The following is a 23,678-nucleotide window of genomic DNA, read 5'->3' as shown; positions in this document are numbered from 1 at the left end:
CGGGAGTTGGCGTGCCGGGGTTCTTGCTGGTGACTTCGGGGACGGACGATGCCGGTCATGCTCGGCCAATCCATGGCAATCCAGGCGGTGCGGGCGCAATTGCAGCGCTATGCCGGCTGCGACGTGCAGGTGCTGATCGAGGGCGAGACCGGCACCGGCAAGGAGCTGGCCGCGCGCGAGATCCACTACGCCAGCGCCCGCCGCGACCACCCGTTCGTGCCGGTCAACTGCGGCGCGATCCCCGACAGCCTGATCGAGAACGAGCTGTTTGGCCACGGCCGCGGCGCCTTCACCGACGCCGGCGCCGCCCAACCCGGCCTGGTCGACCATGCGCGCGGCGGCACGCTGTTCCTCGACGAGGTCGACGCGCTCTCGGACAAGGGCCAGGTGACTCTGCTGCGCTTTCTGCAGGACAACGAATACCGCCCGGTCGGCGCTGGCGCGGCGCGGGTGTCGGACGCGCGCATCATCGCCGCCACCAATGCCAGTCTGGAGCGCCAGGTGGCGGCCGGGCGCTTCCGCCGCGACCTGCACTACCGGTTGCATGCGCTGTACCTGCGGCTGCCGCCGCTGCGCGAGCGCAGCGACGACGTGGCCCTGCTCGCCAGGCGTTTCGTCGATACCGTCGCCCTGCGCCTGCGCGGGCCGGTCCGTCAATGGAGCGAAGCCGCCCTGCAGGCGCTGCGGGCCCATACGTGGCCGGGCAATGTGCGCGAGCTGGAGAACGTCGTGTTGCGCGCCTACATAGCCACCGAGGGCGACGTCATCGGCTTTGCCGAGCTAGTGACGGCGGAACCGGCGTTCGCCGGCACCGCGTCGGTGCCGCGGCGCCGCGCCGACGAGCCGGAGCTGGGCTTCAGCGCGGCCAAGCTGCATGCCATTCGCCAGTTCGAGCGCGACTACCTCACTCAGCTGATGCAGCAGGCCTGCGGCAACATCAGCGCTGCCGCCCGCCTGTCCGGCACCGAGCGCCGCCAGCTCGGCAAGCTGCTGCTGAAGCACGGCATCGAGACCAAGCAGTTCCGCTCGCACTGAACGGAGCGTCCGGCCCGGGTGCAATCTTCCCCAGTGCGCCGGCAAAACGGGTCACCGCTGACCCGGTTGCTGCAGGCTGGCACGCCCAGGCCCTTGGCACAGTCCATCCGGCCGGTCTGCTCCGCTGGCACGCCTGTTGCCTAGGTCCCCATGCACATGTGCAGAAGGGTGTCATGACTAGGCATCAGGGCCACAGCACGGCAGGCGACAGCGGGATGGAGATCGAGCGTTCGGTACTCGCGTATCTGCATTCCCATCCGCAGGCGGCTGACACCCTCCGCGGCATCGTCAACTGGTGGCTGCCGCGGCAGCGCTACGAGAGCAACTGCCTGCGCATCGAGCACGTGCTGGAGCGGCTGGTCGCCGAGGGACTGCTGCACCGCGACGAGCTGCCGGACGGCGAGGTGCTGTACGCGTTGAACAGGCACACCAGGCAGCCGCAGCCGAACTGACCGCGACACGGGTTTTCACGACGGAGGACCGATCCCATGCCATCTGCGCTCACCTATCCGGGCGTCTACATCGAGGAAATTCCCAGCGGCGTCCGCACCATCACCGGGGTGGCCACCTCGATCACCGCCTTCGTCGGCCGCGCCGCGCGCGGCCCGATCGATGCCGACGCGGAAAGCCCGGTCATCATCAACAGCTACGGCGACTTCGAGCGCAACTTCGGCTCCCTCGACCCGGCCTGTCCGATGGGCTATGCCGTGCGCGACTTCTACCTCAACGGCGGTGCGCAGGCGGCGATCGTGCGCTTGTACAAGGGGACCGACGGCAAGCCGGCAAAGGCGGCCATCGCGATCGCCAACCTGCCGCTGGAGGCGGCCTCGGCCGGCAGCTGGGGCAACCAGCTGCGCGTGCGCATCGACGGCAACGTGTCCGCCGACATCGCCACCGGCTTCGGCCTGGCGGTGGGCGACCTGTTCAACCTCACCGTGCGCGACCTGGCCAGCGGTACCCAGGAGAGCTTCCTCAACCTCAGCGTGAAGGAGAGCCCGCGGCGGGTCGACCGTGTGCTGAAGGCGGGCTCCTCGCTGCTGCGCGTGGCGTCTTCGCTGGTCCTGCCCGCCACCGCCATGCCCGCCGCCCACCTCGACGCGGACGCCGGCAAGACCGTGTGGGAGCAGGACAAGTCCTCCACCGGTGTCGCCGCGGCCGGCCAGGCCGTCGACAGCGCGGCACTGGACGACAACGCGTACCTGGGCAGTGCGGACGCCAAGACCGGCATCTACGCGTTGAAGAAGGCCGACCTGTTCAACCTGCTGTGCATTCCGCCGGACGTGCGGGGGGGCAACACCAGCAAGTCGGTCTACCAGAACGCCATGGCGCTGTGCGTGGAACGTCGTGCGCTGCTGATCGTCGATGCGCCGGCCGACTGGGGCAGCGCGGGCGCGATCACCCCGGCGGTGCTGGCGGCGCTGGGCCTCGCCGGCACGGCCGCGCGCAACGCCGCGCTGTACTTCCCGCGGGTGATCGAATCGGACCCGAAACGCCAGGGCCAGCTCGACACCTTCGTGCCCTGCGGCATCGTCGCCGGCGTGATGGCGCGCACCGATACCCAGCGCGGCGTGTGGAAGGCGCCGGCCGGCATCGACGCGGCGCTGAACGGCGTGCAGGGGCTCGCCGCCACGCTCAACGACGCCGAGAACGGCATGCTCAATCCGCTCGGCGTGAACTGCCTGCGCAGCTTCCCGCTGGTCGGCCCGGTGCTGTGGGGGGCGCGCACGCTGCGCGGCGCCGACCTGCTCGCCGACGAATACAAGTACGTGCCGGTGCGGCGGCTCGCGCTGTACATCGAGGAAAGCCTGTTCCGCGGCACCCAGTGGGTGGTGTTCGAGCCGAACGACGAGCCGCTGTGGTCGCAGATCCGCCTCAACGTGGGCGCCTTCATGCAGAACCTGTTCCGCCAGGGCGCGTTCCAGGGCAAGACGCCGGCCGACGCGTACTTCGTGAAGTGCGACAAGGAAACCACCACGCAGAACGACATCAACCTCGGCATCGTCAACATCGTGGTCGGCTTCGCGCCGCTCAAGCCCGCCGAGTTCGTGGTCATCCAGCTGCAGCAGATGGCCGGCCAGATCCAGACCTGAGGACACATCCATGGCTCAGTTCAGCGTCAATGCGCAGCGCTTCGATCCGTACAAGAACTTCAAGTTCCGGGTGAAATGGGACGGCCGCTACGTGGCCGGCATCAGCAAGGTGTCGGGCCTGAAGCGCACCACCGAGGTGGTCAAGCACCGCGAGGGCGGCGACCCCAGCAGCACGCGCAAGTCGCCCGGGCGCACCGAGTACGAGGCGATCACCATCGAGCGCGGCGTCACCCACGACACCGAGTTCGAGAAGTGGGCGAACAAGGTGTGGAACTTCGGCGCCGGGCTCGGCGCGGAAGTCTCGCTGAAGGACTTCCGCAAGGACCTGATCCTGGAGGTCTACAACGAGGCCGGCCAGCTCGCGCTCGCCTACAAGCTGTACCGCTGCTGGGTCTCGGAGTACCAGGCGATGCCGGACCTGGACGCGAACGCGAACGCGGTGGCGATCCAGCACCTGAAGCTCGAGAACGAGGGTTGGGAGCGCGACGTCGGCGTGCCGGAGCCGGCCGAGCCGAGCTTCACCGTACCCGCCGGCTGAGCGCCATGCACACGCCCACGCCCGCGCAGCTGCTGCAGGTCTGGGAACGCGGGGGCGACCCGTCCGCCGCGGCACGCGGACTGTTGCTGCTCGGCTGCAGCTGCGACGAATACTCCGCCGAAACGCAGGCGGCCTTGCCGCTGGGCCGGCGCGATGCGCTGCTGCTGGAGTTGCGCGAGCGCCTGTTCGGCGCCGCGATCGACGCGGTGGCGACATGCCCGCAATGCGCGGCCACGGTCGAGGCCACGTTCCGCTGCGATGACCTGCGGCTGCCGGACGCGGAAGCCGCCGCCACGCTGGAACACGCGGCGCACGGCATCCGCGTGCAGTTTCGCCTGCCCGACAGCCGCGACCTGCTGGCGCTGGAAAACTGCGGCGATGCCGGGGCGGCGCGCGCGCTGCTGCTCGAACGTTGCGTGCTCGCCGCGCAGCGTGGCAGCGAATCGCGCGAGCCGCGCGGCCTGCCGCACGAGCTGCAGGCGGAGATCGCGCAGGCGATGGCGCAGGCCGATCCGCAAGCCGACCTGCAACTGGCGTTCCGCTGCCCGGACTGCGGCCACGCATGGCAGCCGCTGTTCGATATCGCGCGCTTCCTGTGGCAGGAGCTGCATGCCTGGGCGCTGCACATGCTGCGCGAGGTGGACACCCTGGCGCAGGCCTACCACTGGGCCGAGGCCGACATCCTCGCGCTGAGCCTGCGCCGCCGCCAGGCCTACCTGGAGCTGTGCACGCCATGAGCGATTTCCTCGACCGGCTGGCGGCACGCGCGATCGGCAGCGAAACCTCGCTGATGCCGCGGTTGCCGTCGCTGTTCGAACCGCTGCAGCGTGCGCCGATCATGCCGCTGGCCGATGCGGGTGAGGCGCTGCCAGACCGGCGCGAGGCGGTGCCCGCAGTTCACGCGGTGCCGGGCGTGGCGCCGACAAGTGCCACGCCCGCGAGCACGTCGGCGCGGCCGGCTGCAGCGCCCGTCGCGCCCATCAAGCACGTGGTGGGAGCGGTGTCGGCAAGCGCTGCCGTGAGCACAGCGCAGCACGCATTGACACCGTCGACCGTCGGCGCGCGGGCCTCCGCTCCCGCCGTCGACCGTCCGGCAGCGCCACCTGTGTCGGCGCGTCCGGCCATGCCCGCAGCGCCGCTGCCGGTCCAGCCGCGGCAGGCGCGCGTCGCGCCGGATCGGCCGGAAACGGTGCGGACGCCAGCATCGAACGGCGTCCTGTTGCCCGCGCCTGCGCCGGTGTTTGCCGTAACGCTTGCGGCGCCCGCCCGATCCGGGCGCACCGTCGCCGCGCGGGCCGCGGCGGCGCGAACCGAAGGCAAGGCTGATGCAGCGGGCGAGCCGGTGGTACACGTCAGCATCGGCCGGCTCGAAGTGCGCGCCGCGCCGGTGGCCGCCGCGCCGCCGCGTCGTCGCGATGGCCCGCAGCCGAGCAGCCTCGACGACTACCTGCGCCAACGTGGCGGCAAGGCGTCGCCATGAGCAACGTGCTGGCGATCGCCGCGACCACGCGCACGCTGCGCAACCTGCTGCTGGCGCAGGTGCCGGTGCTGGATGCGGAACTGAGCGACCTGGAAGTGACCCTGCAGCCGCCCGACGTGGCGCGCAAGGGGATCAGCAAGGCGCAGCTCAACCTGTTCCTGTACCAGGTGGTCGCCAATGCCGCCTGGCGCAACCTCGACCTGCCGGGGCAAGTGCGTCCCGGCGAGACCGCGCCGCCGCCGCTGGCGCTGAACCTGCATTACGTGATCACCGCCTGGGGCCGCGGCGAAAACGACAACGACGCGATCAGCCACCGCGTGCTGGCCGCCGCGATGAGCACCCTGCACGACCGCGGCGTGCTCGACGGCAACGACATCCGCAACGCGCTGCCAGACAACGACCTGGCCGGCCAGGTCGAGCGCGTGCGGGTCACCCCGCTGGCGCAGAGTGTGGACGAGCTGTCCCGGCTGTGGACCGCGTTCCAGACCAACTACCGCGCCTCGGCCGTCTACGAGGCGGCGGTGGTGCTGATCGACAGCCAGGCGGCGATGCGTGCGCCGCTGCCGGTGCTGCGGCGCGGCTCGCAGGATCGCGGTGTGATCGCCACCGCGTCCGTCGCCGCGGTGCTGGACGCGCTCGACTACCCGCGCCATCAGGCTGCCGTGCGCCTCGGCGAGGACATCGTGCTGAACGGTCGCCAGCTCGCGACGGATCATGCGCTGGCCCGCTTCAGCAGCCTGCGCCTGGACGCGCCGATCGATCTCGCGCCGCTGCTTGGCGCCGCCGCCGGCACGTTGCGCGTGCATCTCGCCGACACCGCCGACGATGCCGACGCCGTCGCGCGCTGGGCGCCGGGCATCTACACCGTGGCCCTGCTGGTGCAGCCGCCGGGACTGCCGCCGCTGCTCAGCAACGAGCTGCCGCTGGTGCTGGCACCGCGCATCGTGCTCGGCTCGCTCGCCGCCGCGGCCGGCGACTTCGCCTTGAACCTGACCTGCACGCCGCGCATCCGCGACGGCCAGCGCGTGTTCCTGCTGTTCGGCGACCGCCTGCTGGCGCCGGCCAGCCTCGGCAACCCGGCCGACATGCAGCAGCCGACCGCGCTGGTCTTCAAGCTCACCGGCGTGGCCGCGGGCAGGTACACCGTGCGCCTGCGCGTGGATGGCGCCGACAGCATCCCGGTCGACTTCAGCGGCAGCGCGCCCGCGTTCGCCGCAGACCAGCAGGTGGTCGTGTCATGAACGACTACGCGCCGTGGCTGGAAGCGAACGACCGCTACCTCGCCGGTGCGCTGGCCGAGCTGCGCGCGCGGCTGGAACGCGCCGCGCAGCGGCACGACACGCCGCCGGCGGCACCGGCGGCGGCCACCGCGCTGATGGAATCCGCGCCGGCGGTGAGCGCGCCGGCCGGGCCGAAGCATTCCTGGGTCGCGCGGCTGTTCGGCGGCCAGCACGCGCCGCCGTCGCTTGCGGCGGAGGCCGACGAACCGCCCGTTGCTCGACCGCTCGTCGCCGCCGTGCCGGATGACGGCACGACCGTTGCCGCACCGGGCGAGGGCGAGGGCGGCCACACCCCCGCGCTGGCCGTGCTCGCGAACCGCCTTGGCCTGTCCGCGTTCGAGCGCGACGTGCTCCTGCTGTGCATCGGCATGGAACTGGACACGCGCTTCCCCGCGCTGTGCGCGCAGGCCCAGCACGATCCGGCGCGGCCGTACCCCACCTTCGCGCTGGCCTTTGCCGTGCTCGATGCGCCGAGCTGGGATGCGCTGTCGCCGCAGCGGCCGCTGCGCTACTGGCGCCTGCTCGAGATCCACCAGCCCGGCGCGCAGCCGCTGATCGGCGCGGCGCTCAGCGCCGACGAGCGCGTGGTCAACTTCGTCAAGGGCATGAACTACCTGGATGACCGGCTGACGCCGCTGCTCACCGCATTGCCGCCGGCCACGCTGCCGCCGTCGCAGCAGGCGATCGCCGACCAGCTGCTGGACAGTCTGCACCACGTGCCGCCGGGCGAGCCGCTGCCGCTGGTGCAACTGCTCGGCAGCGACAGCGTCAGCAAACAGGCGCTCGCGCAGGCCATTGCCGCCGCGTTCGGCGCGCAGGCCTATCGCCTGTCGGCCGAGCTGCTGCCGGCCGCGGTCGCCGAGCAGGAAACCCTGTTGCGGCTGTGGCAGCGCGAAAGCCAGCTGCTACCGCTGGCGCTGTACCTCGACGCGGCCGAGGTCGAACACGGCGATGCCGCGGCCGCGTGGGTCAGGCGTTTCCTCGCGCGCACCGGCGGGCTCGCCTTCGTCGACGCACGCGAGCCGTGGGCGGGTGCGGCCACGCAGGCGCTCAGCGTCGACGTGGCCAAGCCCACCGCGGTCGAGCAGCGTTCGCTGTGGCAGCGCCTGCTCGGCGACGCCGCCGGCGCGCAGCCGCAGCAGCTGGCCGGCCATTTCGATTTCAACCTGGGCCGGATCGAGCAGATCGCGCACGGTGCGCTGGCGGCGGCCGAGGGCAAGCCCGCCGCGCTGGCGCAGACGCTGTGGCAGGGCGCGCTGGCGCACACGCGGCCGGCGCTGGATCAGCTCGCCCAGCGGATCGAGCCAAAGGCCGGCTGGGACGACCTGAAACTGCCCGACGGCGAGAAGGCCCTGCTGCGCCAGATCGCCGACCAGGTGGCCCAGCGCACGACCGTCTACGACGACTGGGGTTTCCGCCAGCGGATGAATCGCGGGCTGTCGATCAGCGCGCTGTTCACCGGCGAAAGCGGCACCGGCAAGACCATGGCGGCGGAAGTGCTGGCGCGCGAGCTGGGCCTGTCGCTGTACCGCATCGACCTGTCGGCGGTGGTCAGCAAGTACATCGGCGAGACCGAGAAGAACCTGCGCAAGCTGTTCGACGCAGCCGAGGGCGGCGGCGCGATCCTGTTCTTCGACGAGGCCGACGCGCTGTTCGGCAAGCGCAGCGAAGTGAAGGACAGCCACGACCGCTACGCCAACATCGAGGTGAACTACCTGCTGCAGCGGCTGGAGTCGTTCGGCGGGCTGGCGATCCTGGCCACCAACATGAAGGGCGCGCTGGACAGCGCGTTCCTGCGCCGGCTGCGCTTCGTCATCAACTTCCCGTTCCCCGGCACGGCCGAGCGCCGCGCGATCTGGGCCTCGGTGTTCCCGGCGCAGGCGGCGGTGGGCGCGCTGGACTTCGACCGGCTGGCACGGCTCGCCCTCACCGGCGGCAGCATCCAGGGCATCGCCCTCAACGCCGCGTTCATGGCGGCCAAGGCTGGCGTGTCGATCGGCATGCCGCTGCTGCTGGATGCCGTGCGCACCGAATACCGCAAGCTGGACAAGCCGATCAACGAGGCGGACTTCCGCTGGCTGGAAAGTGCCGGAGGCAAACCGTGAGCATCGAGCTGCACATCGAACGGCTGGTGATCGACGAAGCCGCGCTCGGCGGCGAGCGTGCTGCAGGCGTGCGTACCGCGATCGAGCGCGAACTGGCCCGGCGGCTGGCGCAACCCGGCGCCGTCGACGCGCTGCGCGGTCTCGGCGCCGTGGCCACGCTGCCGCCGGCGACGCTGCCGATTGCCGGCCACCTGCACGAGCGCCTCGGCGTGCGCATCGCGACGGCGGTGCAGCACGGCCTCGGCATCCCTCCCGCCGCGCGCGTCGCGGGCAAGGAGCATTGACATGAAAGCGATCCCCAAACCCCGCCCCGACGGCATCGTGCGTTTCGGCAAACGGAAGGCCAAGCGCGACGACCGCAACCTGCTGTTCGCCACGCTGCTGAAAGTGCCGCCGGTGCTGCCGGCCGAGTACGACTTCGACGTGGTGCACCACGGCATCCCCACGCCGATGTTCGGCAACGACCAGTACGGCGACTGCGTGATCGCCGGCCGCGCGCACCAGACCCTGCGCTTCGAGAAGGCCGAGCAGAACAAGCTGATCGCGATCGGCGACAACGACGTGCTGCACGAGTACTTCGGCGAAACCGGTGGGACGGACAGCGGCCTGGTCGTGCTCGATTCGCTGAAGGAATGGCGCAAGCGGGGCTGGCTCGCCGCGAAGCGGCGCTACAAGATCAAGGCCTTCGCGCAGATCGACCAGGGCAAGCGCAGCGAGGTCAAGCGCGCGGTGTTCATGGACATCGGCGTCGGCCTCGGCTTCACCCTGCCCGACGCGGCGCTGACCCAGTTCTACGCCGGCAAGCCGTGGGCGGTGGTGGGCGGCAAGGCCGGCCAGCCGAACCCGCGCAACGGCCACTACGTCTACGTGCCCGGCTACACCAGGAGCGGCCCGGTCTGCGTCACCTGGGGCCGCAAGCAGCAGATGAGCTGGGCCTTCCTCGTCAAGTACTGCGACGAGGCCTACGCGATCATCGATGCGATCGACACCGCGAAGAAGAAGCGCGGGCTGGATGCGGGCAAGCTCGACGCCTTCCTTGCCGGGTTGCGCAAGGCGAAGGCGACCGCGAAGAAACGGGCGCCGCGCGCGGGAGCCCGACATGGCTGAGCGCAGCGCCACTGCCGTGAGCAAGCCGCTCGCCCGTCACGCGGCCGCGGCCGGCCTGCTGCGCCGCAAGTGCGCGTGCGGTGCGCACGTGCCTGGTGGCGGTGAATGCGAATCCTGCAAAAAAAAGCACGCGGGCCTGCAGCGTTCGGCGCAAAGGTCGGAGCCGCCCGCCGCGCTGCGGACTACCGGTCCACTGACCGCTTCACTGATGCGTTCGCGCTTCGGTGGGGATTTCTCGCGTATCCGCGTGAACGGCGCCAACGTGCCGATGGCGAGAGCAGACGACGGCGGCAGGAAGATGGATATCGACGTGCGCACGGTGCGCCACAACGCGGCTGCCCGCCTGGGCGCCCTGCAGCAGGCTGGCGAGCAGCCGAAGGAAAACGAAGGTGCTGGCGCAGGCGGCATCATGCGCACGGCGCAGGTCACGCCGCCGCCCGGCATCATGGGGCCGGTGGGCCCCGGTTCCGGCGCGGGTGGCTGCAGCTTCGCGATCCACTACGAGAACGTCCGGAATACCGGTTGTGGAGCGAACTGCGGCGCGCAGATCGAGTACGACGTCACCGGCGTGACCGCGACCGGCAGCGGTTGTCCGGCTACGCTCAACGGCCTGCGTGTCACCGAATCGGTAACCACCGACAACGGCTGCGGCCCCGGCGGTGTGACCACCGGCGCGGGTTGTCCGATCGAGGAACATCCACCGCTGCTGCCTGGCCACGGCATCATCCGCAACTGCCACGATACCTATGCGCTGTGCGGTCCGAACGCCGCCTTCGGCACGGCCGGATGCAGCGAAACCTACACGCAGAAGCTGTCCGTCGGCGGCACGCTGGCCGAGACGCGGACGATCCGCTTCGTCATCACCAAGTCGGGCAGCAGTTGCTCGGGCACAGTCACGCGTACCTGAGGGAATGCCATGAATACTCCCGCCCGCCGAACCGATGGTTCGTCCGTCTTCACCCCGAGGCAAGCCGCTGCATATCTGCGCGGGCAACACCACATGGCGCTGTGCTTCATCCAGAACGGTGCCGCGTCCCACGACTGGCAGGCGGCATCGCACGGGACGCCCGGAGCGCTCCTGGATTCCATTGTCGCCGTCGTGCCCGAATACGCGTGGACCGCGATAGGAGACCGGTACGTGCTCCATCCGCGTCAGGACATCTGGCGTGCGCCGCTGTCGGGTGGGGCGTTTCGGGGGCCGCGCCTGCAGACGGCGAAGGCCTATGTCGAGTTCCTGCGCGGCACGGCACCGGAGATGGCCGATCTGCTGCCGCCACTGTTGAAAGGCGATCCCGCCGCGGCGCTGTACACGGCCACGGTGTCGATACCTGAAAGCTGCAGCGCGCTGCAGGGGCTGGTCGGTCTGCTTGGTCCTGAGCCGACGATGGTGTTCACCATCGAACGTCAGGATGCCGACCGGCGGGTGCTTTTCTTCGAGCAGGTGGACGTGGGAGAGGCAGCATGAGCGCGGATAGCTCCTTCGCCTGTGCGCGGCCCCCGGATGCAGCCCCCTTCGCGGCGAGCCTGCGCCGCAAGTGCGCTTGCGGCACGCACACGCCGGACGGCGGCGAATGCCGGGATTGCGCGAGCAAGCGACTGCGGCGCAGCAGCGCCGGGAGAAGCTCGCCCATGCTCGTGCCGTCGCTCGTGCACGACGTGCTCGCCACGGCGGGCCGGCCGCTCGAACCCGCGACCCGCAATTGGATGGAGCCGCGTTTCGGCAGCGACTTCAGCCGCGTGCGCGTGCACGACGACGGCCACGCCGCCGCATCCGCGCGCGCCGTGGGTGCGCTGGCCTATGCGGTCGGCAGCCATGTCGTGTTCGACACCCATCAGTACGCACCGGGCACGCCCGCGGGCCGCCACCTGCTCGCGCACGAGCTGGCGCATACGCTGCAGGACCCCGGCGCTGGCGGCCTGCACGCGTCGCTGGCGATCGGGCAGCCCGGCGACGCCTCCGAAGTCGCCGCCGACCGGGCGGCCGACGCGGTGACGCGGGGCGAGCGGGTTTCCGTTGCGCCGAGCGGCGGCGGGCTGGTGCGTCGGCAGATGCGCGGGTGCGCCGCCAGCGCGGGCGACAGCCCGGACGTGCGCAAGGTGCATTGCCCGGACGGCTCCGACTACCGGGTGACGATGACCGCCATGGACGGACCGCCGGTGCCCGGCTTCCATGGCTCGGTCACGCCCGGTGCCAGCCTCAAGGAAATCTGGCTGGACATCGAACTGTGCAAGGGCGGCACCCAGGTGAACGTCCGCCCGAGCGTGGACCTGCCGCCGGCGCTCGGCTCGGTCATCGCCAACCTGGTCACGGGCTCCGACGCGCTGAAGGGCGTCGCCATCAATCCGGCGCTGAAGGTCACCTTCATCCAGGGCTCGAACTTCACGGTGACGCTCTCGCCGTCGGTCAAGCTGGACGACAAGGGCGTCGCCGGTGCCGGCGGGTCGGTGAAGGTGCAGACCCCGGATGTCACCGTGACCGGTGGCGTCAATTGCGACCCGCGGGCGAAGTCGTGCATGTTCACCATCGACATCGGCGGTGGCGCGACCACCAAGGATGTCGATTGCCACAAGAAAGGCAAGCAGAAGCTCGTCTTCGCGTGCGAGAAGATCACCCATGTGCCGCCGGTCCCGGAGGTGCCAGCGCAGCAGCGGACGGACACCCAGACGCGCTACGTGTTCTTCCGGCACGCCAGGCACGAAGTACGCAAGGATTTCCGGCTGCCGACCGACATCCAGGCATTGAACGAACAGGGCTACCGGGTCACCTCGATCAAGGGCTTTACCTCGCCCGAGGGACCGCGTGGTTCCGAACACGCGCCGCAGTTCGAGGGCAATGTGGAGCTGGCCAAGGAGCGCGCGCAGGCGGCCCGTGATTGGCTGGCGGACCCGAAGGTGTGCGCCGGTTGCGACCTGTCCGGCGCCAGACAAAGCGGCGAGAGCGAACTGCCGCCGGAACAGGGCCAGCAGGAGCCCGAACCGAAAGGCCCGGGCATGGAGCATGGCGCCGTGGACGAGTTCCTCGGCAAGCAGGGCACGCCCGACCCGCTGGCGCCTGCCGACCCGGCGGAACGCGCGAAATTCGAGCGCATGCCGTTCGGCCGGCAGCGCGAACAGGCGTACGAACTGATGCGCCGGGTGGCCATCGTGCTGGAGCGCACGCAGGTCGTGCGCGAACGCCAGCCTGGCGTTCCGGCACGGGACGAACCCAGCGCTGTCGAATGCAGCCCGGAGGTGCTGGAGGCGGCGCAGAAATCGTTCGGCATCAACCCGCCGGGCCCGTTCAACTTCGGCACGCCTGGGAAACCCTGATGGAAAGCTCGCCATGAACATCTTCGACGGCCTGTACGGCTACGAAAAACTGATGCTGCTTTGCGGCTTCATCCTGTTCGTGTTCGCGCTGGCGGCGATCACCGTGATGATCGTGCAGCGGCGCGACTTCAAGATGGCGATGGGGCTGATCGTGTTCGCGATCGTGCTGATGGGCTTTCCCGGCATCCAGGCGGTGAAGTTCAGCCAGGACACGGTCGAGCTGGACCGCATCCGCGCGCAGCCGCAGGCCCCCGCCGATCCGGCGCAGAAGCAGCAGGCCGAGCGGACGCTGGCCAGTCTGGAGCAGCGTGCGGCCGACAACCCGCAGTTGCAGGCGCAGGTGTCGGACGGCTACCGCGCGATCGGCGAGCTGGACCAGGCCTATCGGCTGGCGCAATCGGTGCTGCATGAGAAACCCTCGGCGCAGGTGCAGGCCACCCTGGTGCCGGTGCTCACCGCGAAGTTGAACCAGGTGCAGGCGGGCGCGCCGATCGCCGAACCGGCCATGCCGGCCGCCGCTGCCAGTTCGGCCATGGCGTCGACGACCACGCCGCCGGCGGCGCCCGCCGCAACCGCCACCCAGCAGCGCGAGATCGCCGATATCGCCAGCCAGCTGCAAGGCACCGGCACGCCGTTGCCGGCGGCCTCGCATGCCGCGCTGGCCAAGGCCTACGTGGTACTGGGCCAGCCGCAGAAGGCGCAGGCGAACGTCGAGGCGGCCCGCCGGATCGACCCGAACGTGAAGATCAACGCCGCCGTGCTGCGTGCGGCCAGGACGGACGGCCACCCATGAGCGACGAGGCGACGACGATGGATACCTTGCGCAGGAACGACCGGGGACCGCCGGTGCGGCAGTTGCAGAAGCTGCTGGCGCAGCGTGGCTACGCGGTCGATGCCAATGGCACGTTCGACACGAAGACCTGGCAGGCGACGCGCGCGTTCCAGACGCAGAACCTCGACCAGCACGGCCAGCCGCTGGTGGTCGACGGCGTGGTCGGGCCGCTGACGTGGTGGAGCCTGCGCAACCCGAAGCCGTTCATCCGCACGCCCACGGCGGTCGACTACGCCACGCTGCCGGCCAGCGGCGGCAGCAAACTTGGCCGCGCCGCACTCGCCGCGGCGATCGGCGAGCTGAAGGCGAACGCGCGCGAGATCGGCGGCAACAACCGCGGTCCGTTCGTGCGCAAATACCTCGCGCCGGCCGGCCTCGACGAAGGCAGTTCGTGGTGCGCCGGTTTCGTCAGCTGGTGTTTCATGCAGGCAAGCGGTGGCGACAAGGCGGCGATGCCGTTCACCTATATCGCCAGTGCGCGCAGCTTGCTGGGCGAGTTCAAGCAGCAGGGCTGGGCGTCGGCGCCGGGCAGTGGCTACCTGCCGCAGCCGGGCGACGTGGTGGTGTGGTGGCGGGTCAGCCTGGCCGGCTGGTTGGGCCACACCGGCCTGGTGCACTCGGTGCAGGACGGCATGCTCTACACCATCGAGGGCAACCGCAGTCCGCGCGTGCAGGGCTTCTCCTATGTGCTGAGCCGGATGGACAAGCTGCTCGGCTACGGCCACGTGCCATGAGCGCATTCCCCGGCTCCCCGCGCATTCTGAAGGGCGGCATCGTGCTGATCGACGCGGCCAGCTCGGCGGTGCTGCGGGTGATCGCGCTGCAGTACAACCCGGATTCGCTCACGCGCTCGCTGCAGGTGCAGGCCGTCAGTGCGGACGGCGGCGACCGCTCCGAGGTGCTGCGCCTGAAGGGACCGCCGGTGGAGACGCTGAAGCTGGAGGCGGAGATCGACGCCACCGATCAGCTGGAATTTCCGGAACAGAACGGCGGCGTCGCCCAGTCCGGCATCTTCGCCCAGCTGGCCGCGCTGGAGACGATGGTCTATCCGAGCAGCGGGCAGCTGCGCGCGAACGACCTGCTGGCGCAGATCGGCACGCTGGAGATCGTGCCGATGGAAACGCCGCTGGCGCTGTTCGTGTGGAGCAAGTCGCGCATCCTGCCGGTGCGCGTCACCGAGTTCGGCATCACCGAAGAGGCGTTCGACACGGCGCTGAACCCGATCCGCGCCAAGGTCAGCTTGGGGTTGCGCGTGCTGTCGGTGAACGACGTGCCGTCCGGGCACAAGGCCGCCAGCCTGTTCATGAGCTACCTGCAGCAGAAGGAGCGCCTGGCCGGCGGCGCCGGCGGCCAGCTGTCCGCGCTGGGCTTGAGCGGAGTGCCGTGATGAACGCGAACTTTCCTCCCACCAGCCGTTACGCGCTGACGCCTACCACGAGCTTCGTGCGCGCCGACGGCACCATCGTGACGTACCTGAAGCGCCGCTTCGTGCCGCCGCCGGAAAACCTCGCCCTGCTGCAGTGGCACCGCGTGGTGCAGGGCGAGCGGCTGGACAACATCGCGGCGAAGTACCTGGGCGATCCGGAACAGTTCTGGCGACTGTGCGACGCGAACCGCGCGCTGCGTCCCGGGGAGTTGACCGAGACGACAGGAAAGCCGTTGCGCATCACCTTGCCCGAAGGCATCCCGGGGGTGCCGCATGCTTGAGGGAATCCACCTGACCTTGCTGGTCGGCCCGGTGGTGCCGGTGCCGGTGCCGCAGCTCGTGCTGGATGCGCTGACCCGGATCGAGGTGAACGCGCCGGACGAAGCGGCCGGTGCGTTCACCCTGCAGTTCACGCTGAGCGTGCAGTCGCCGCTGCACACGCTGTTCCTGCTCTCGGGCGGCGGCGTGGTGCCGCTGCTGCGGGTGATCGTGGTGGTCACCGTGAACGGCATGCCGCAGGTGCTGATCGACGGCGTGGTGACCCGCACCGAAGTGGTGCCGGGTGCGGACCAGCGCCATACCACCTTGCAGGTCACCGGCGACGACCTCACTGCGGTGATGACCAAGCTGGAGTTCTCCGGCCTGCCCGGCCTGCCGTATCCGGCGATGCCGGCCGAGGCGATCGTGGCGCTGCTGCTGGCGAAGTACGCGTTCCTCGGCATCGTGCCGCTGGTGATCCCCAGCATCGCGATCGACGTGCCGATCCCGACCAACCGTATTCCCACCCAGCAGGGCAGCGACCTGGAGTACATCCGCCTGCTGGCCGAGCGCGTCGGCTACGTGTTCTACCTCGAGCCCGGCCCGCTGCCCGGCATGAGCACCGCGTACTGGGGGCCGAAGATCAAGGTAGGCGTGCCGCAGCCGGCGCTGAACGCGGACATGGATGCGGCCAGCAACGTCGACGAGCTCAGCTTCAGCTACGACGGCAACGCGCGACAGCTGCCAGTGGTCTACATCCAGAACGAGCAGACCAAGGTGCCGCTGCCGTTGCCGATTCCGGACATCGGGCCGCTCAATCCGCCGCTGGGCCTGATCGATCCGCCGCCGCAGCAGTTCCGCCCGCTGCCGGAGACCGCGAAGTATTCGCCGCAGCGCGCGCTGCTGCTGGGCATGGCCGAGGCGGCGAAATCCGCCGACACCGTCACCGGCCGCGGCAGCCTCGACGTGGTGCGCTACGGCCGCGTGCTGCAGCCGCGCCAGCTGGTCGGCGTGCGCGGCGTCGGCCCGGCGTTCGACGGCCTGCACTACGTCACCCAGGTGCGCCACACGATCCGCCGCGGCGAGTACCGGCAGAGCTTCCAGCTGTCGCGCAAGGGCCTGGTTTCGACCGTGCCGCTGGTGCTGCCATGAGCAAGTTCTTCGGCAAGTACCGCGGTACGGTGATCCAGAACGTGGACCCGGAGCAGCGCGGACGCATCCAGGTGATGGTGCCGGACGTGTCCGGGCTGATCCCGTCGAGCTGGGCGATGCCGTGCGTGCCGATCGCCGGCAAGCAGAGCGGCGTCTACGTGGTGCCGCAGATCGGCGCCGGCGTGTGGGTCGAGTTCGAGCAGGGCGATCCGGATTATCCGGTCTGGGTCGGCGGCTTCTGGGGCAGCGCGGCGGAAGTGCCGGCGCTGGCGCTGGCCGGCAATCCGGCCAGTCCGAGCGTGGTGCTGCAGTCGGGCCTGCAGAACACCATCGCGATCAGCGACGTGCCGGGGCCGGCCGGCGGCATCCTGCTGAAGAGCGTCACCGGCGCGATGATCATGGTCAACGAGGTCGGCATCACGATCTCCAACGGCCAGGGCGCCACCATCGTGCTCGCGGGGCCGACGGTGACGATCAACAACGGCGCGTTGGTCGTGACCTAGGGAGATGCATGATGCCGGGCTTCCTCATCCATGTCGGCGCCAGCGTGCTCTGCTCGCACGGCGGCCAGGCGCAGGCCACCGCTCCGAATCCGCGCGTCACCGTCAGCGGCCAGCCCAGCGTGACGATGCCGGCGCCGTGGCTGATTGCCGGCTGCGCGCTGCCGCCACCGACGGCGGCAAACGGGCCGTGCGTCACCGCGCAGTTCGTCACCGCCGCCACCCGGGTGACTTCCAACGGACAACCGCTGCTGCTCATCGACAGCCAGGCGATCTGCGCGCCGACCGGCACGCCGCTGCTGATCGTCGCCAGCCAGACGCGCGTCACCGCGATGTGAGGGTCCCATCATGAACATGGATTACCCGTTCCATTTCGACCCCCGCGGCCGCGTCGCGGAAACCGGCGACGACGAGCACGTGCGCGACATGATCGAGCAACTGCTGTTCACCAGCCCGGGCGAGCGGGTGAACCGGCCCGATTTCGGCAGCGGCCTGCTGCAGCTGGTGTTCGCGCCGAACAGCCCGGAACTGGCCGCCGCGCTGCAGTTCACCCTGCAGGCGGCGTTGCAGCGCTGGCTGGGCGACGTGATCGACGTGGGCAAGCTCGAAGTCAGCAGCGAGGACGCCACCCTGCGCGTCGACCTCAGCTATACCGTGCGCGCCAGCGGTGACACGCGCAGCGACAGCTTCGTGCGGAGCCTGCCATGAACCGCGCGAACGCCCATGCGAGTCTCGGTACGATCGGCTGCGCGCCGCTGCCGGCCTGCAGCGTGCCGGCGCGGCGCGAGAAGCTGCGTCAGGTCGGCACACTCAACGGCATCGACTACGTCGAGGTGAGCGACGACGGCGTGAGCCTGTGCGTGCACCTGTTCGGCGAGATTCCGCAAGGCCTCGGCGTGGCCACCGTGCGGATCAGCGGCGGCGACCGCATCACCGGGCTGCGCGTGCTCAGCGTGAACCCCGAGCTGGAAGCGGACATGCACGACGACGCCTGCCTGCGCGTGGTGCTCGACCGCGAAGGCGACCACACCGCGTACTGCCTGTGCCTGGTGGATGCGGCCTCCGGCAACGACCCGGCGAGCTGGCAGGCCTATCCCGGCTTCGACCCGCGCTACGCCTGCGTCACGCTGCACTTCCGCCTGGACTGCGCGAAGACGCTGGACTGCGCCGACGAGACGCCGTGCGTGTCGCCGCCGTCGCCCGCGCCGGAGATCAATTACCTGGCGAAGGACTACGCCAGCTTCCGCCAGCTGTTCCTCGACCGCCTCGCGCTGGACCTGCCGGCATGGCAGGAGCGTCACGTACCGGACCTCGGCATCGCGCTGGTGGAGACGCTGGCATACACCGCCGACTACCTCAGCTACTACCAGGACGCGGTCGCCACCGAGGCCTACCTGGGCACCGCGCGCAAGCGCATCTCGGTGCGCCGGCATGCGCGACTGGTCGACTACCGCATGCACGAGGGCTGCAATGCGCGCGCCTTCGTCACGCTGGCATCGAGCGACGATCTGAGTCTCGAGCTGGACAACCTGCTGTTGCTGGTGCCGCCGCCGGGGCAGGGCCATCCGCAACCCGGCGTGATCGACGCGGCCCAGCTCGACGCGGCGCGCGCGCAGGGTGCGCTGATCTACGAGCCGCTGCCGCTGGACGGCATGACCACGTTCGACGTGGTCGCCGCGCACAGCGCGATCCGGCTGCACAATTGGGGCGACGAGCTGTGCTGCCTGCCGCGTGGCAGCACACGGGCGACCCTGGTCGACACGCCGCCATCGGCGCCGCCGGCGACGACGGATGTCGCCGCCGCCACGGCGCCGCAACGCGCACTGAAACTCGTGGCTGGCGACCTGCTGATCTTCGAGGAGGTGCTGGGACCGCAGACCGGCAACCCGGCCGACGCCGATCCCACGCACCGGCACGCGGTGCGCCTGACGGACGTCCGGACGTCCGTCGATCCGCTCGACGGCACGCTGCTGCTGGAAGTGGCGTGGGATCCTTGCGACGCGCTGCCGTTCGACCTGTGCCTGTCGGTGCGCACGCCGGCGCCGGATTGCGCATGGCTGCACGACGTCAGCCTGGCGCGCGGCAACGTGCTGCTGGTCGATCATGGCGAACACGTGCGGGGGCAGTGCGTTTCGTCGGCGATCTGCATGCCGACCGGTGGCGATGGCGACTACCCCGGCCTCGCCGCCGCGCTCGCTGCGATGCCGGATGCCTGCACGCGCTGCGGCACGCTGGCCGAGGATTGCTGGCTGGTGCCCGGCGGCACGCAGTACGGCTGCTGCCGTTGCGACGGCGCCGTGCCCGACGTGCGCCGTCCGCCGTCCGACACCGGCCACGTGCTGCCGGATACGCCGCTGACCTGGGCCGAGCCGCTGCCGCCGCACGCGCCGGTGTGTCGGCTGCTGGCGCGCGATCCACGCCAGGCGCTGCCGCAGCTCACCGTCTACGGCGGCGCGCTCGACGAGGTGCTGGTGGCCGGCACGCCGGATCCGCGCTGGCAGTGGCTGCCCCGCCAGGACCTGCTGGCGAGCGGTCCGGACGACCGCCACTTCGTGGTCGAGATCGACGACGACGGCGCCGCGCACCTGCGCTTCGGCGACGGCGTGCTGGGCGCGCAGCCACAGGCCGGCGACTTCTTCCGCGCCGCCTCGCGCGTCGGCAACGGCCCGGCCGGCAACGCGGGCCGCGACAGCATCGTGTGGCTGGCGTTGAAGTCCGGCGTGCTGTCCGCCGAGCTGCAGCCGCGCAACCCGCTGCCGGCCAGCGGCGGCACCGCGCCGGAGAGCCTGGCCGAGGTGAAGCTGTACGCGCCGGGCGCATTCCGCGCGAAGCCGCTGCGCGCGGTCGTCGCCGACGACTACGCGAGCTTCGCCGCGCGCGCGCCGCAGCTGCAGGGCGCCGCCGCCGCGCTGGAGTGGAGCGGCAGCTGGTACGCCGCCGACGTGGTGGTCGACCCGCTGGGCCGCGAGTCGCTGCCGGCGGAGCTGGCGCGGCGCATCCGCGCGCAACTGGAGCGCTACCGCCGCATCGGCCACGACGTCGAGGTGCATGCGGCCTGCTACGTGCCGCTGCGCATCGCGCTGTTCGTCTGCGTGCGGCCGGACTTCCTCATCGCCCACGTCGAGGCCGGGCTGCGCGACCGCTTCAGTTCGGGCCTGCGCCGCGATGGCACGCCCGGCTTCTTCCATCCGGACCGGCTGAAACTGGGCGCGCCGGTGTTCGCCAGCGCCCTGCTGGCCGAGGCGCAGGCGATCGCCGGCGTGGCCCACGTCGAGGTCACCACGCTGGCTCGCGCCGACGGCGTGGATGGCAGCGTGCCCGACGACGGCGTGCTGCACCTGGCCGCGCGCGAAATTGCCCAGGTCGACAACGACCCGGATCATCCCGACCACGGAAGCATCGCGTTCACGCTGGGAGGTGGCCGATGAGCTGCTGTAGCGCTTGCGGCAAACACGCCTGTGCCTGCGGTTGCGGCGCGACTGCCGGCACGCCGCTGCCGCTGACCAACCGGCCGGGGCTGGACAGTCTCGCGTATCGCGTCGGCACCTATGCCGACTTCCGCGCGACCATGCAAGCCGGCTTGAGCGACGCCGCGCTGCCGGCGCTGGCCGGACTGCGCACGCGCGAGGCCGACGATCCGGCGATGGCGCTGATCGACGCCTGGGCGGTCGGCGCCGACGTGCTGAGCTTCTATACCGAACGCATCGCCAACGAGGCCTACCTGCGCACCGCCACCGAGCGCCGCTCGGTGCTGGAGCTGGCGCGGCTGGTCGACTACCGCCTGCGTCCCGGCGTGGCCGCCAGCGTCTACCTCGCCTACACCGTGGAGAAGGATTCGCCGCCGGTGACGATTCCTGCCGGTGCGCGCGCGCAGTCGGTGCCGGCGCCGGGCGAACAGATGCAAACCTTCGAAACCGCCGAGCCGCTGGACGCTCGCTACGAGTGGAACGCGCTCAAGCCGCGGTTGACGCGGCCGCAGGACATCACGCTGGACAACGTCGCCACGCTCGACGCGGTGTGGATCGCCAGCACGGCCACCGGCCTCAAGCCGAACGATCGCCTGTTGTTCCTGTTCGGTGAACTTCCCGGCGGCGTGCCGGCCATCCGCCTGGTGCAGTCGATCGAAGTGCACCAGCGGGACGGACGCAGCAAGCTGCTGCTGCAGCCGCTTGGCGCACTGAAGGTGCAGATCGTGGCGGCGGCGAAAGCGGCGGTCGCCGCGCTGGCGTCCGACGGGACGTCGCTGCGCAGCAAGATGGAAAGGCTCTATCGGGGCTTGCTGCTCGGCGGCGGCGATGCCGGCAGCGTCAACCAGCTCCTGGGGAGCTTCGGCCTGGAGGTGGGAACCCTTGCCGGCGGCCCGGCGGCGGCGCAGGCATTCCTGCTGGCCGTAGTGAAGGCTTTCGGCGACGGCGGCTCCGTCAGCCCGCCGCCGGCAGGCGGTTTCGGTGCGCTGTTCGGCGCGTTGACGCTGCAAGCCACGCTGCAGCCAGCCAACAGCTTGCGCCTGCAACGAAGCGTCGCCGCGGCCTTGGGCAAGGCCAGCGATGCGCGACCGCAGCTGCTGCTGAAATTCGCGCCGCAACTGCACGACACCTTCTACCGCGCCTGGGCCAGCGTGCCGCAGGGCGAACCCTCGCCGACATTGAACGGCGTGTACGCGCTGCGCCTGGCCGCGCCGCTGTTCGGCTACAACGCGCCGCGCATCATGGGGCTTGGACTGAACACGGACAGCGCCACCAAGAACACCGTGCCCTACGTGTCCCGGCCGGATGGCGACTGGGATTCCATCGGGGACGGCGGCGAAGAGGATGACCTCGTGCAGCTCGACAATGCCTACGACGGCGTCCAGGCGGGCAGTTTTCTCCTGATCCAGTCGGGGCGCTACGGCCCACCGGTCGTTGCGCAGGCCAGGCGCGTGCAGGTGCATCCGCGCAGTGCCTATGGCATCAGCGGCAAGACCACCGGGATCGAATTGGTCAAGCCGGACGCGGACACGTCCGTGTGGCAGGCACCGACAATGTCGACGCTGCGCACCACCCAGGTCTACGCACAAAGCGACTCGCTGCCGCTGGCCGAGCTGGCGATCGCCGACGAGATCGGCGCGGTCGCGGCCGACGGCAGCCCGCGCAGCACCGGCGACAGCGCCACCCGCCTCACCCTCGACGGCGCGGTGGATGGCCTCAAGGCTGGCCGCTGGGTGATCGTGGAAGGCCGGCGCAGCGACGTGCCGGGTACCGACGCGGTGACGGCCGCCGAGCTGGTGATGCTGTCCGCGGTGGAGCAGGGCGTGGAGGCGAACCTGCCCGGCGACACGGTGCACAGCACCCTGGTGTTCGGCAACACGGGCCTGGCCTATCGCTACGTGCGCGACAGCGTGCAGGTGCAGGCGAACGTGGTGCGCGCCACCCACGGCGAGAGCCGCCGCGAGGTGCTGGGCAGCGGCAGCGGTGCGGCGTCGATGCAGGCCTTCGTGCTGAAGCAGCCACCGCTGACCTACGTTTCCGCGGCCACCGCCGATGGCGTGCAGAGCACGCTCACGCTGCGCGTCAACGACATGCGGTGGCACGAGACGCGCAACCTCGCCTTCGTCGGCGCGGCCGAGCGCAACTTCGTCACCGCCATCGACGACGGCGGCAGGACCACGGTGCAGTTCGGCGACGGCACGCATGGCGCGCGTCCGCCGACCGGCATCGAAAACATCGTCGCCACCTACCGCAACGGCATCGGCACGCCGGGCAACGTGCGCGCACGACAGGTCAGCCTGCTGGCGACCCGGCCGCTCGGCGTCAAGGGGGTGATCAACCCGCTGCGCGCCTCCGGCGGCGCCGACGCGGAGACGCGCGATCAGGCGCGTCGCAACGTGCCGCTGGCGGTGCTGGCGCTGGACCGGCTGGTCTCGGTGCCGGACTACGCCGACTTTGCGCGCACGTTCGGCGGCGTCGGCAAGGCGGCGGCGATCAAGCTGGGCCACCGGGTGCAGGTGACCATCGCCGGTGCCGCCGATGCGCCGATCGACTCGTCTTCCGATCTGTACCGCAACCTGCTGCAGGCACTGCAGCGCTACGGCGATCCGTCGCTGTCGGTGCAACTGGGCGTGCGCGAGCTGCTGGCGCTGACCGTGAGCGCGAAGGTGGGGCTGCTGCCGGACTTCGCGTGGGAGTCGGTCGAGCCGGCCGTGCGCGCGGCGCTGCTGGATGCGTTCGGCTTCGAGCGGCGCGCTCTGGCGCAGAGCGTCTACCTCAGCGAATTGGTCGCCTGCGTGCAGGCCGTGCGCGGCGTGGCCTGGGTCGACGTGGACGCGTTCGGCAGCCTCGACGAGGCGACCCTGCTGGCCGGTTTCGGCGTGAGCGGCGACAAGCAGGGTGATGGCGTTGGCTTGATGAGCCACGCCACCGCCACGACCGTTGCGACGGTGCCGCCGCGCGTGCGCGTGCTGCCCGCCCGCTACGACGATCAAGGCACGCTGCGCCCGGCGCAGCTCGCCTACCTGCCGCCGAACATCCCCGACACACTGCTGCTGCAGGAGGCCACGCCATGAGCGCGCAAGCGGAAGGAGGGCGCGC

At 70.6% G+C, this 23,678-nt stretch carries 23 protein-coding genes; all 23 read left to right on the top strand.

Translation table 11 applies throughout. The annotated features are described in order from the left end of the window. Positions 1-57 precede the first annotated feature (57 nt). The 23 genes from RHOOR92_RS0107860 to RHOOR92_RS0107750 all read left to right on the top strand — a co-directional run bounded on the left by RHOOR92_RS0107860 (position 58) and on the right by RHOOR92_RS0107750 (position 23,653). Positions 58-1,035: a sigma-54 dependent transcriptional regulator gene (locus RHOOR92_RS0107860; protein ID WP_007514716.1), complete on the top strand. Its 978-nt coding sequence runs from the start codon at positions 58-60 to the stop codon at positions 1,033-1,035. A gap of 173 nt (positions 1,036-1,208) precedes the next feature. Beyond that, positions 1,209-1,487 (top strand): hypothetical protein, encoded by a 279-nt coding sequence (locus RHOOR92_RS0107855; RefSeq protein ID WP_100224922.1) that lies wholly within the window; start codon positions 1,209-1,211, stop codon positions 1,485-1,487. Between the two features lie 36 nt (positions 1,488-1,523). Further along, positions 1,524-3,125: a phage tail sheath subtilisin-like domain-containing protein gene (locus RHOOR92_RS0107850; RefSeq protein ID WP_007514720.1), complete on the top strand. Its 1,602-nt coding sequence runs from the start codon at positions 1,524-1,526 to the stop codon at positions 3,123-3,125. Positions 3,126-3,135: 10 nt separating this feature from the next. After that, positions 3,136-3,663: a phage tail protein gene (locus RHOOR92_RS0107845; protein WP_007514723.1), complete on the top strand. Its 528-nt coding sequence runs from the start codon at positions 3,136-3,138 to the stop codon at positions 3,661-3,663. A gap of 5 nt (positions 3,664-3,668) precedes the next feature. Next, on the top strand, positions 3,669-4,400 hold the full coding sequence (locus tag RHOOR92_RS0107840; RefSeq protein WP_007514725.1) for a hypothetical protein: 732 nt from the start codon (positions 3,669-3,671) through the stop codon (positions 4,398-4,400). Then, a complete protein-coding gene (locus tag RHOOR92_RS0107835; RefSeq protein ID WP_007514727.1) occupies positions 4,397-5,143 on the top strand; it encodes a hypothetical protein in 747 nt (248 codons plus the stop codon). The genes RHOOR92_RS0107840 and RHOOR92_RS0107835 overlap by 4 nt, the downstream gene beginning before the upstream one ends. Then, positions 5,140-6,384 (top strand): DUF4255 domain-containing protein, encoded by a 1,245-nt coding sequence (locus tag RHOOR92_RS0107830; RefSeq protein WP_027489991.1) that lies wholly within the window; start codon positions 5,140-5,142, stop codon positions 6,382-6,384. Before RHOOR92_RS0107835 ends, RHOOR92_RS0107830 begins: the two co-directional genes overlap by 4 nt. Beyond that, positions 6,381-8,528, top strand: a complete 2,148-nt coding sequence (locus tag RHOOR92_RS0107825; protein WP_027489990.1) for an ATP-binding protein — start codon at positions 6,381-6,383, stop codon at positions 8,526-8,528. The genes RHOOR92_RS0107830 and RHOOR92_RS0107825 overlap by 4 nt, the downstream gene beginning before the upstream one ends. After that, positions 8,525-8,812 (top strand): hypothetical protein, encoded by a 288-nt coding sequence (locus RHOOR92_RS0107820; protein WP_007512644.1) that lies wholly within the window; start codon positions 8,525-8,527, stop codon positions 8,810-8,812. The genes RHOOR92_RS0107825 and RHOOR92_RS0107820 overlap by 4 nt, the downstream gene beginning before the upstream one ends. Position 8,813: 1 nt before the next feature. Next, positions 8,814-9,635 carry a hypothetical protein gene (locus RHOOR92_RS0107815; RefSeq protein ID WP_007512642.1) on the top strand — a complete coding sequence of 274 codons (822 nt, stop codon included), beginning with the start codon at positions 8,814-8,816 and terminating at the stop codon, positions 9,633-9,635. Further along, positions 9,541-10,542: a hypothetical protein gene (locus RHOOR92_RS0107810; protein WP_231378348.1), complete on the top strand. Its 1,002-nt coding sequence runs from the start codon at positions 9,541-9,543 to the stop codon at positions 10,540-10,542. Before RHOOR92_RS0107815 ends, RHOOR92_RS0107810 begins: the two co-directional genes overlap by 95 nt. A gap of 9 nt (positions 10,543-10,551) precedes the next feature. Further along, positions 10,552-11,100 (top strand): hypothetical protein, encoded by a 549-nt coding sequence (locus RHOOR92_RS0107805; RefSeq protein WP_015446722.1) that lies wholly within the window; start codon positions 10,552-10,554, stop codon positions 11,098-11,100. A gap of 164 nt (positions 11,101-11,264) precedes the next feature. Then, positions 11,265-12,944 (top strand): DUF4157 domain-containing protein, encoded by a 1,680-nt coding sequence (locus tag RHOOR92_RS0107800; RefSeq protein WP_027489989.1) that lies wholly within the window; start codon positions 11,265-11,267, stop codon positions 12,942-12,944. Between the two features lie 13 nt (positions 12,945-12,957). Then, positions 12,958-13,737 carry a hypothetical protein gene (locus RHOOR92_RS0107795; RefSeq protein WP_015446724.1) on the top strand — a complete coding sequence of 260 codons (780 nt, stop codon included), beginning with the start codon at positions 12,958-12,960 and terminating at the stop codon, positions 13,735-13,737. Then, complete coding sequence (locus RHOOR92_RS0107790; protein ID WP_027489988.1) at positions 13,734-14,510, top strand: CHAP domain-containing protein; 777 nt, start codon at positions 13,734-13,736, stop codon at positions 14,508-14,510. The genes RHOOR92_RS0107795 and RHOOR92_RS0107790 overlap by 4 nt, the downstream gene beginning before the upstream one ends. Beyond that, a complete protein-coding gene (locus tag RHOOR92_RS0107785) occupies positions 14,507-15,163 on the top strand; it encodes a hypothetical protein (RefSeq protein ID WP_007512630.1) in 657 nt (218 codons plus the stop codon). Before RHOOR92_RS0107790 ends, RHOOR92_RS0107785 begins: the two co-directional genes overlap by 4 nt. Beyond that, the gene (locus RHOOR92_RS0107780) at positions 15,163-15,483 is read left to right on the top strand and encodes a LysM domain-containing protein (protein ID WP_027489987.1); all 321 of its coding nucleotides are present in this window, start codon (positions 15,163-15,165) and stop codon (positions 15,481-15,483) included. The genes RHOOR92_RS0107785 and RHOOR92_RS0107780 overlap by 1 nt, the downstream gene beginning before the upstream one ends. Next, positions 15,476-16,612 carry a hypothetical protein gene (locus RHOOR92_RS0107775; protein ID WP_027489986.1) on the top strand — a complete coding sequence of 379 codons (1,137 nt, stop codon included), beginning with the start codon at positions 15,476-15,478 and terminating at the stop codon, positions 16,610-16,612. Before RHOOR92_RS0107780 ends, RHOOR92_RS0107775 begins: the two co-directional genes overlap by 8 nt. Beyond that, positions 16,609-17,115, top strand: a complete 507-nt coding sequence (locus RHOOR92_RS0107770) for a phage baseplate assembly protein V (RefSeq protein WP_027489985.1) — start codon at positions 16,609-16,611, stop codon at positions 17,113-17,115. The genes RHOOR92_RS0107775 and RHOOR92_RS0107770 overlap by 4 nt, the downstream gene beginning before the upstream one ends. Before the next feature lie 8 nt (positions 17,116-17,123). Then, positions 17,124-17,450 (top strand): hypothetical protein, encoded by a 327-nt coding sequence (locus RHOOR92_RS0107765; protein ID WP_231378347.1) that lies wholly within the window; start codon positions 17,124-17,126, stop codon positions 17,448-17,450. A gap of 10 nt (positions 17,451-17,460) precedes the next feature. Next, positions 17,461-17,820: a GPW/gp25 family protein gene (locus RHOOR92_RS0107760; protein WP_007512620.1), complete on the top strand. Its 360-nt coding sequence runs from the start codon at positions 17,461-17,463 to the stop codon at positions 17,818-17,820. Beyond that, positions 17,817-20,540, top strand: a complete 2,724-nt coding sequence (locus tag RHOOR92_RS0107755) for a putative baseplate assembly protein (RefSeq protein ID WP_027489983.1) — start codon at positions 17,817-17,819, stop codon at positions 20,538-20,540. Before RHOOR92_RS0107760 ends, RHOOR92_RS0107755 begins: the two co-directional genes overlap by 4 nt. Next, positions 20,537-23,653: a putative baseplate assembly protein gene (locus tag RHOOR92_RS0107750; protein WP_027489982.1), complete on the top strand. Its 3,117-nt coding sequence runs from the start codon at positions 20,537-20,539 to the stop codon at positions 23,651-23,653. The genes RHOOR92_RS0107755 and RHOOR92_RS0107750 overlap by 4 nt, the downstream gene beginning before the upstream one ends. The last annotated feature ends 25 nt before the right edge of the window (positions 23,654-23,678 follow it).

The organism is Rhodanobacter sp. OR92 (assembly GCF_000427545.1).
In the GTDB taxonomy this organism is placed as follows: Bacteria; Pseudomonadota; Gammaproteobacteria; order Xanthomonadales; family Rhodanobacteraceae; genus Rhodanobacter; species Rhodanobacter denitrificans.
This window is presented reverse-complemented; position numbering and strand designations above follow the sequence as displayed.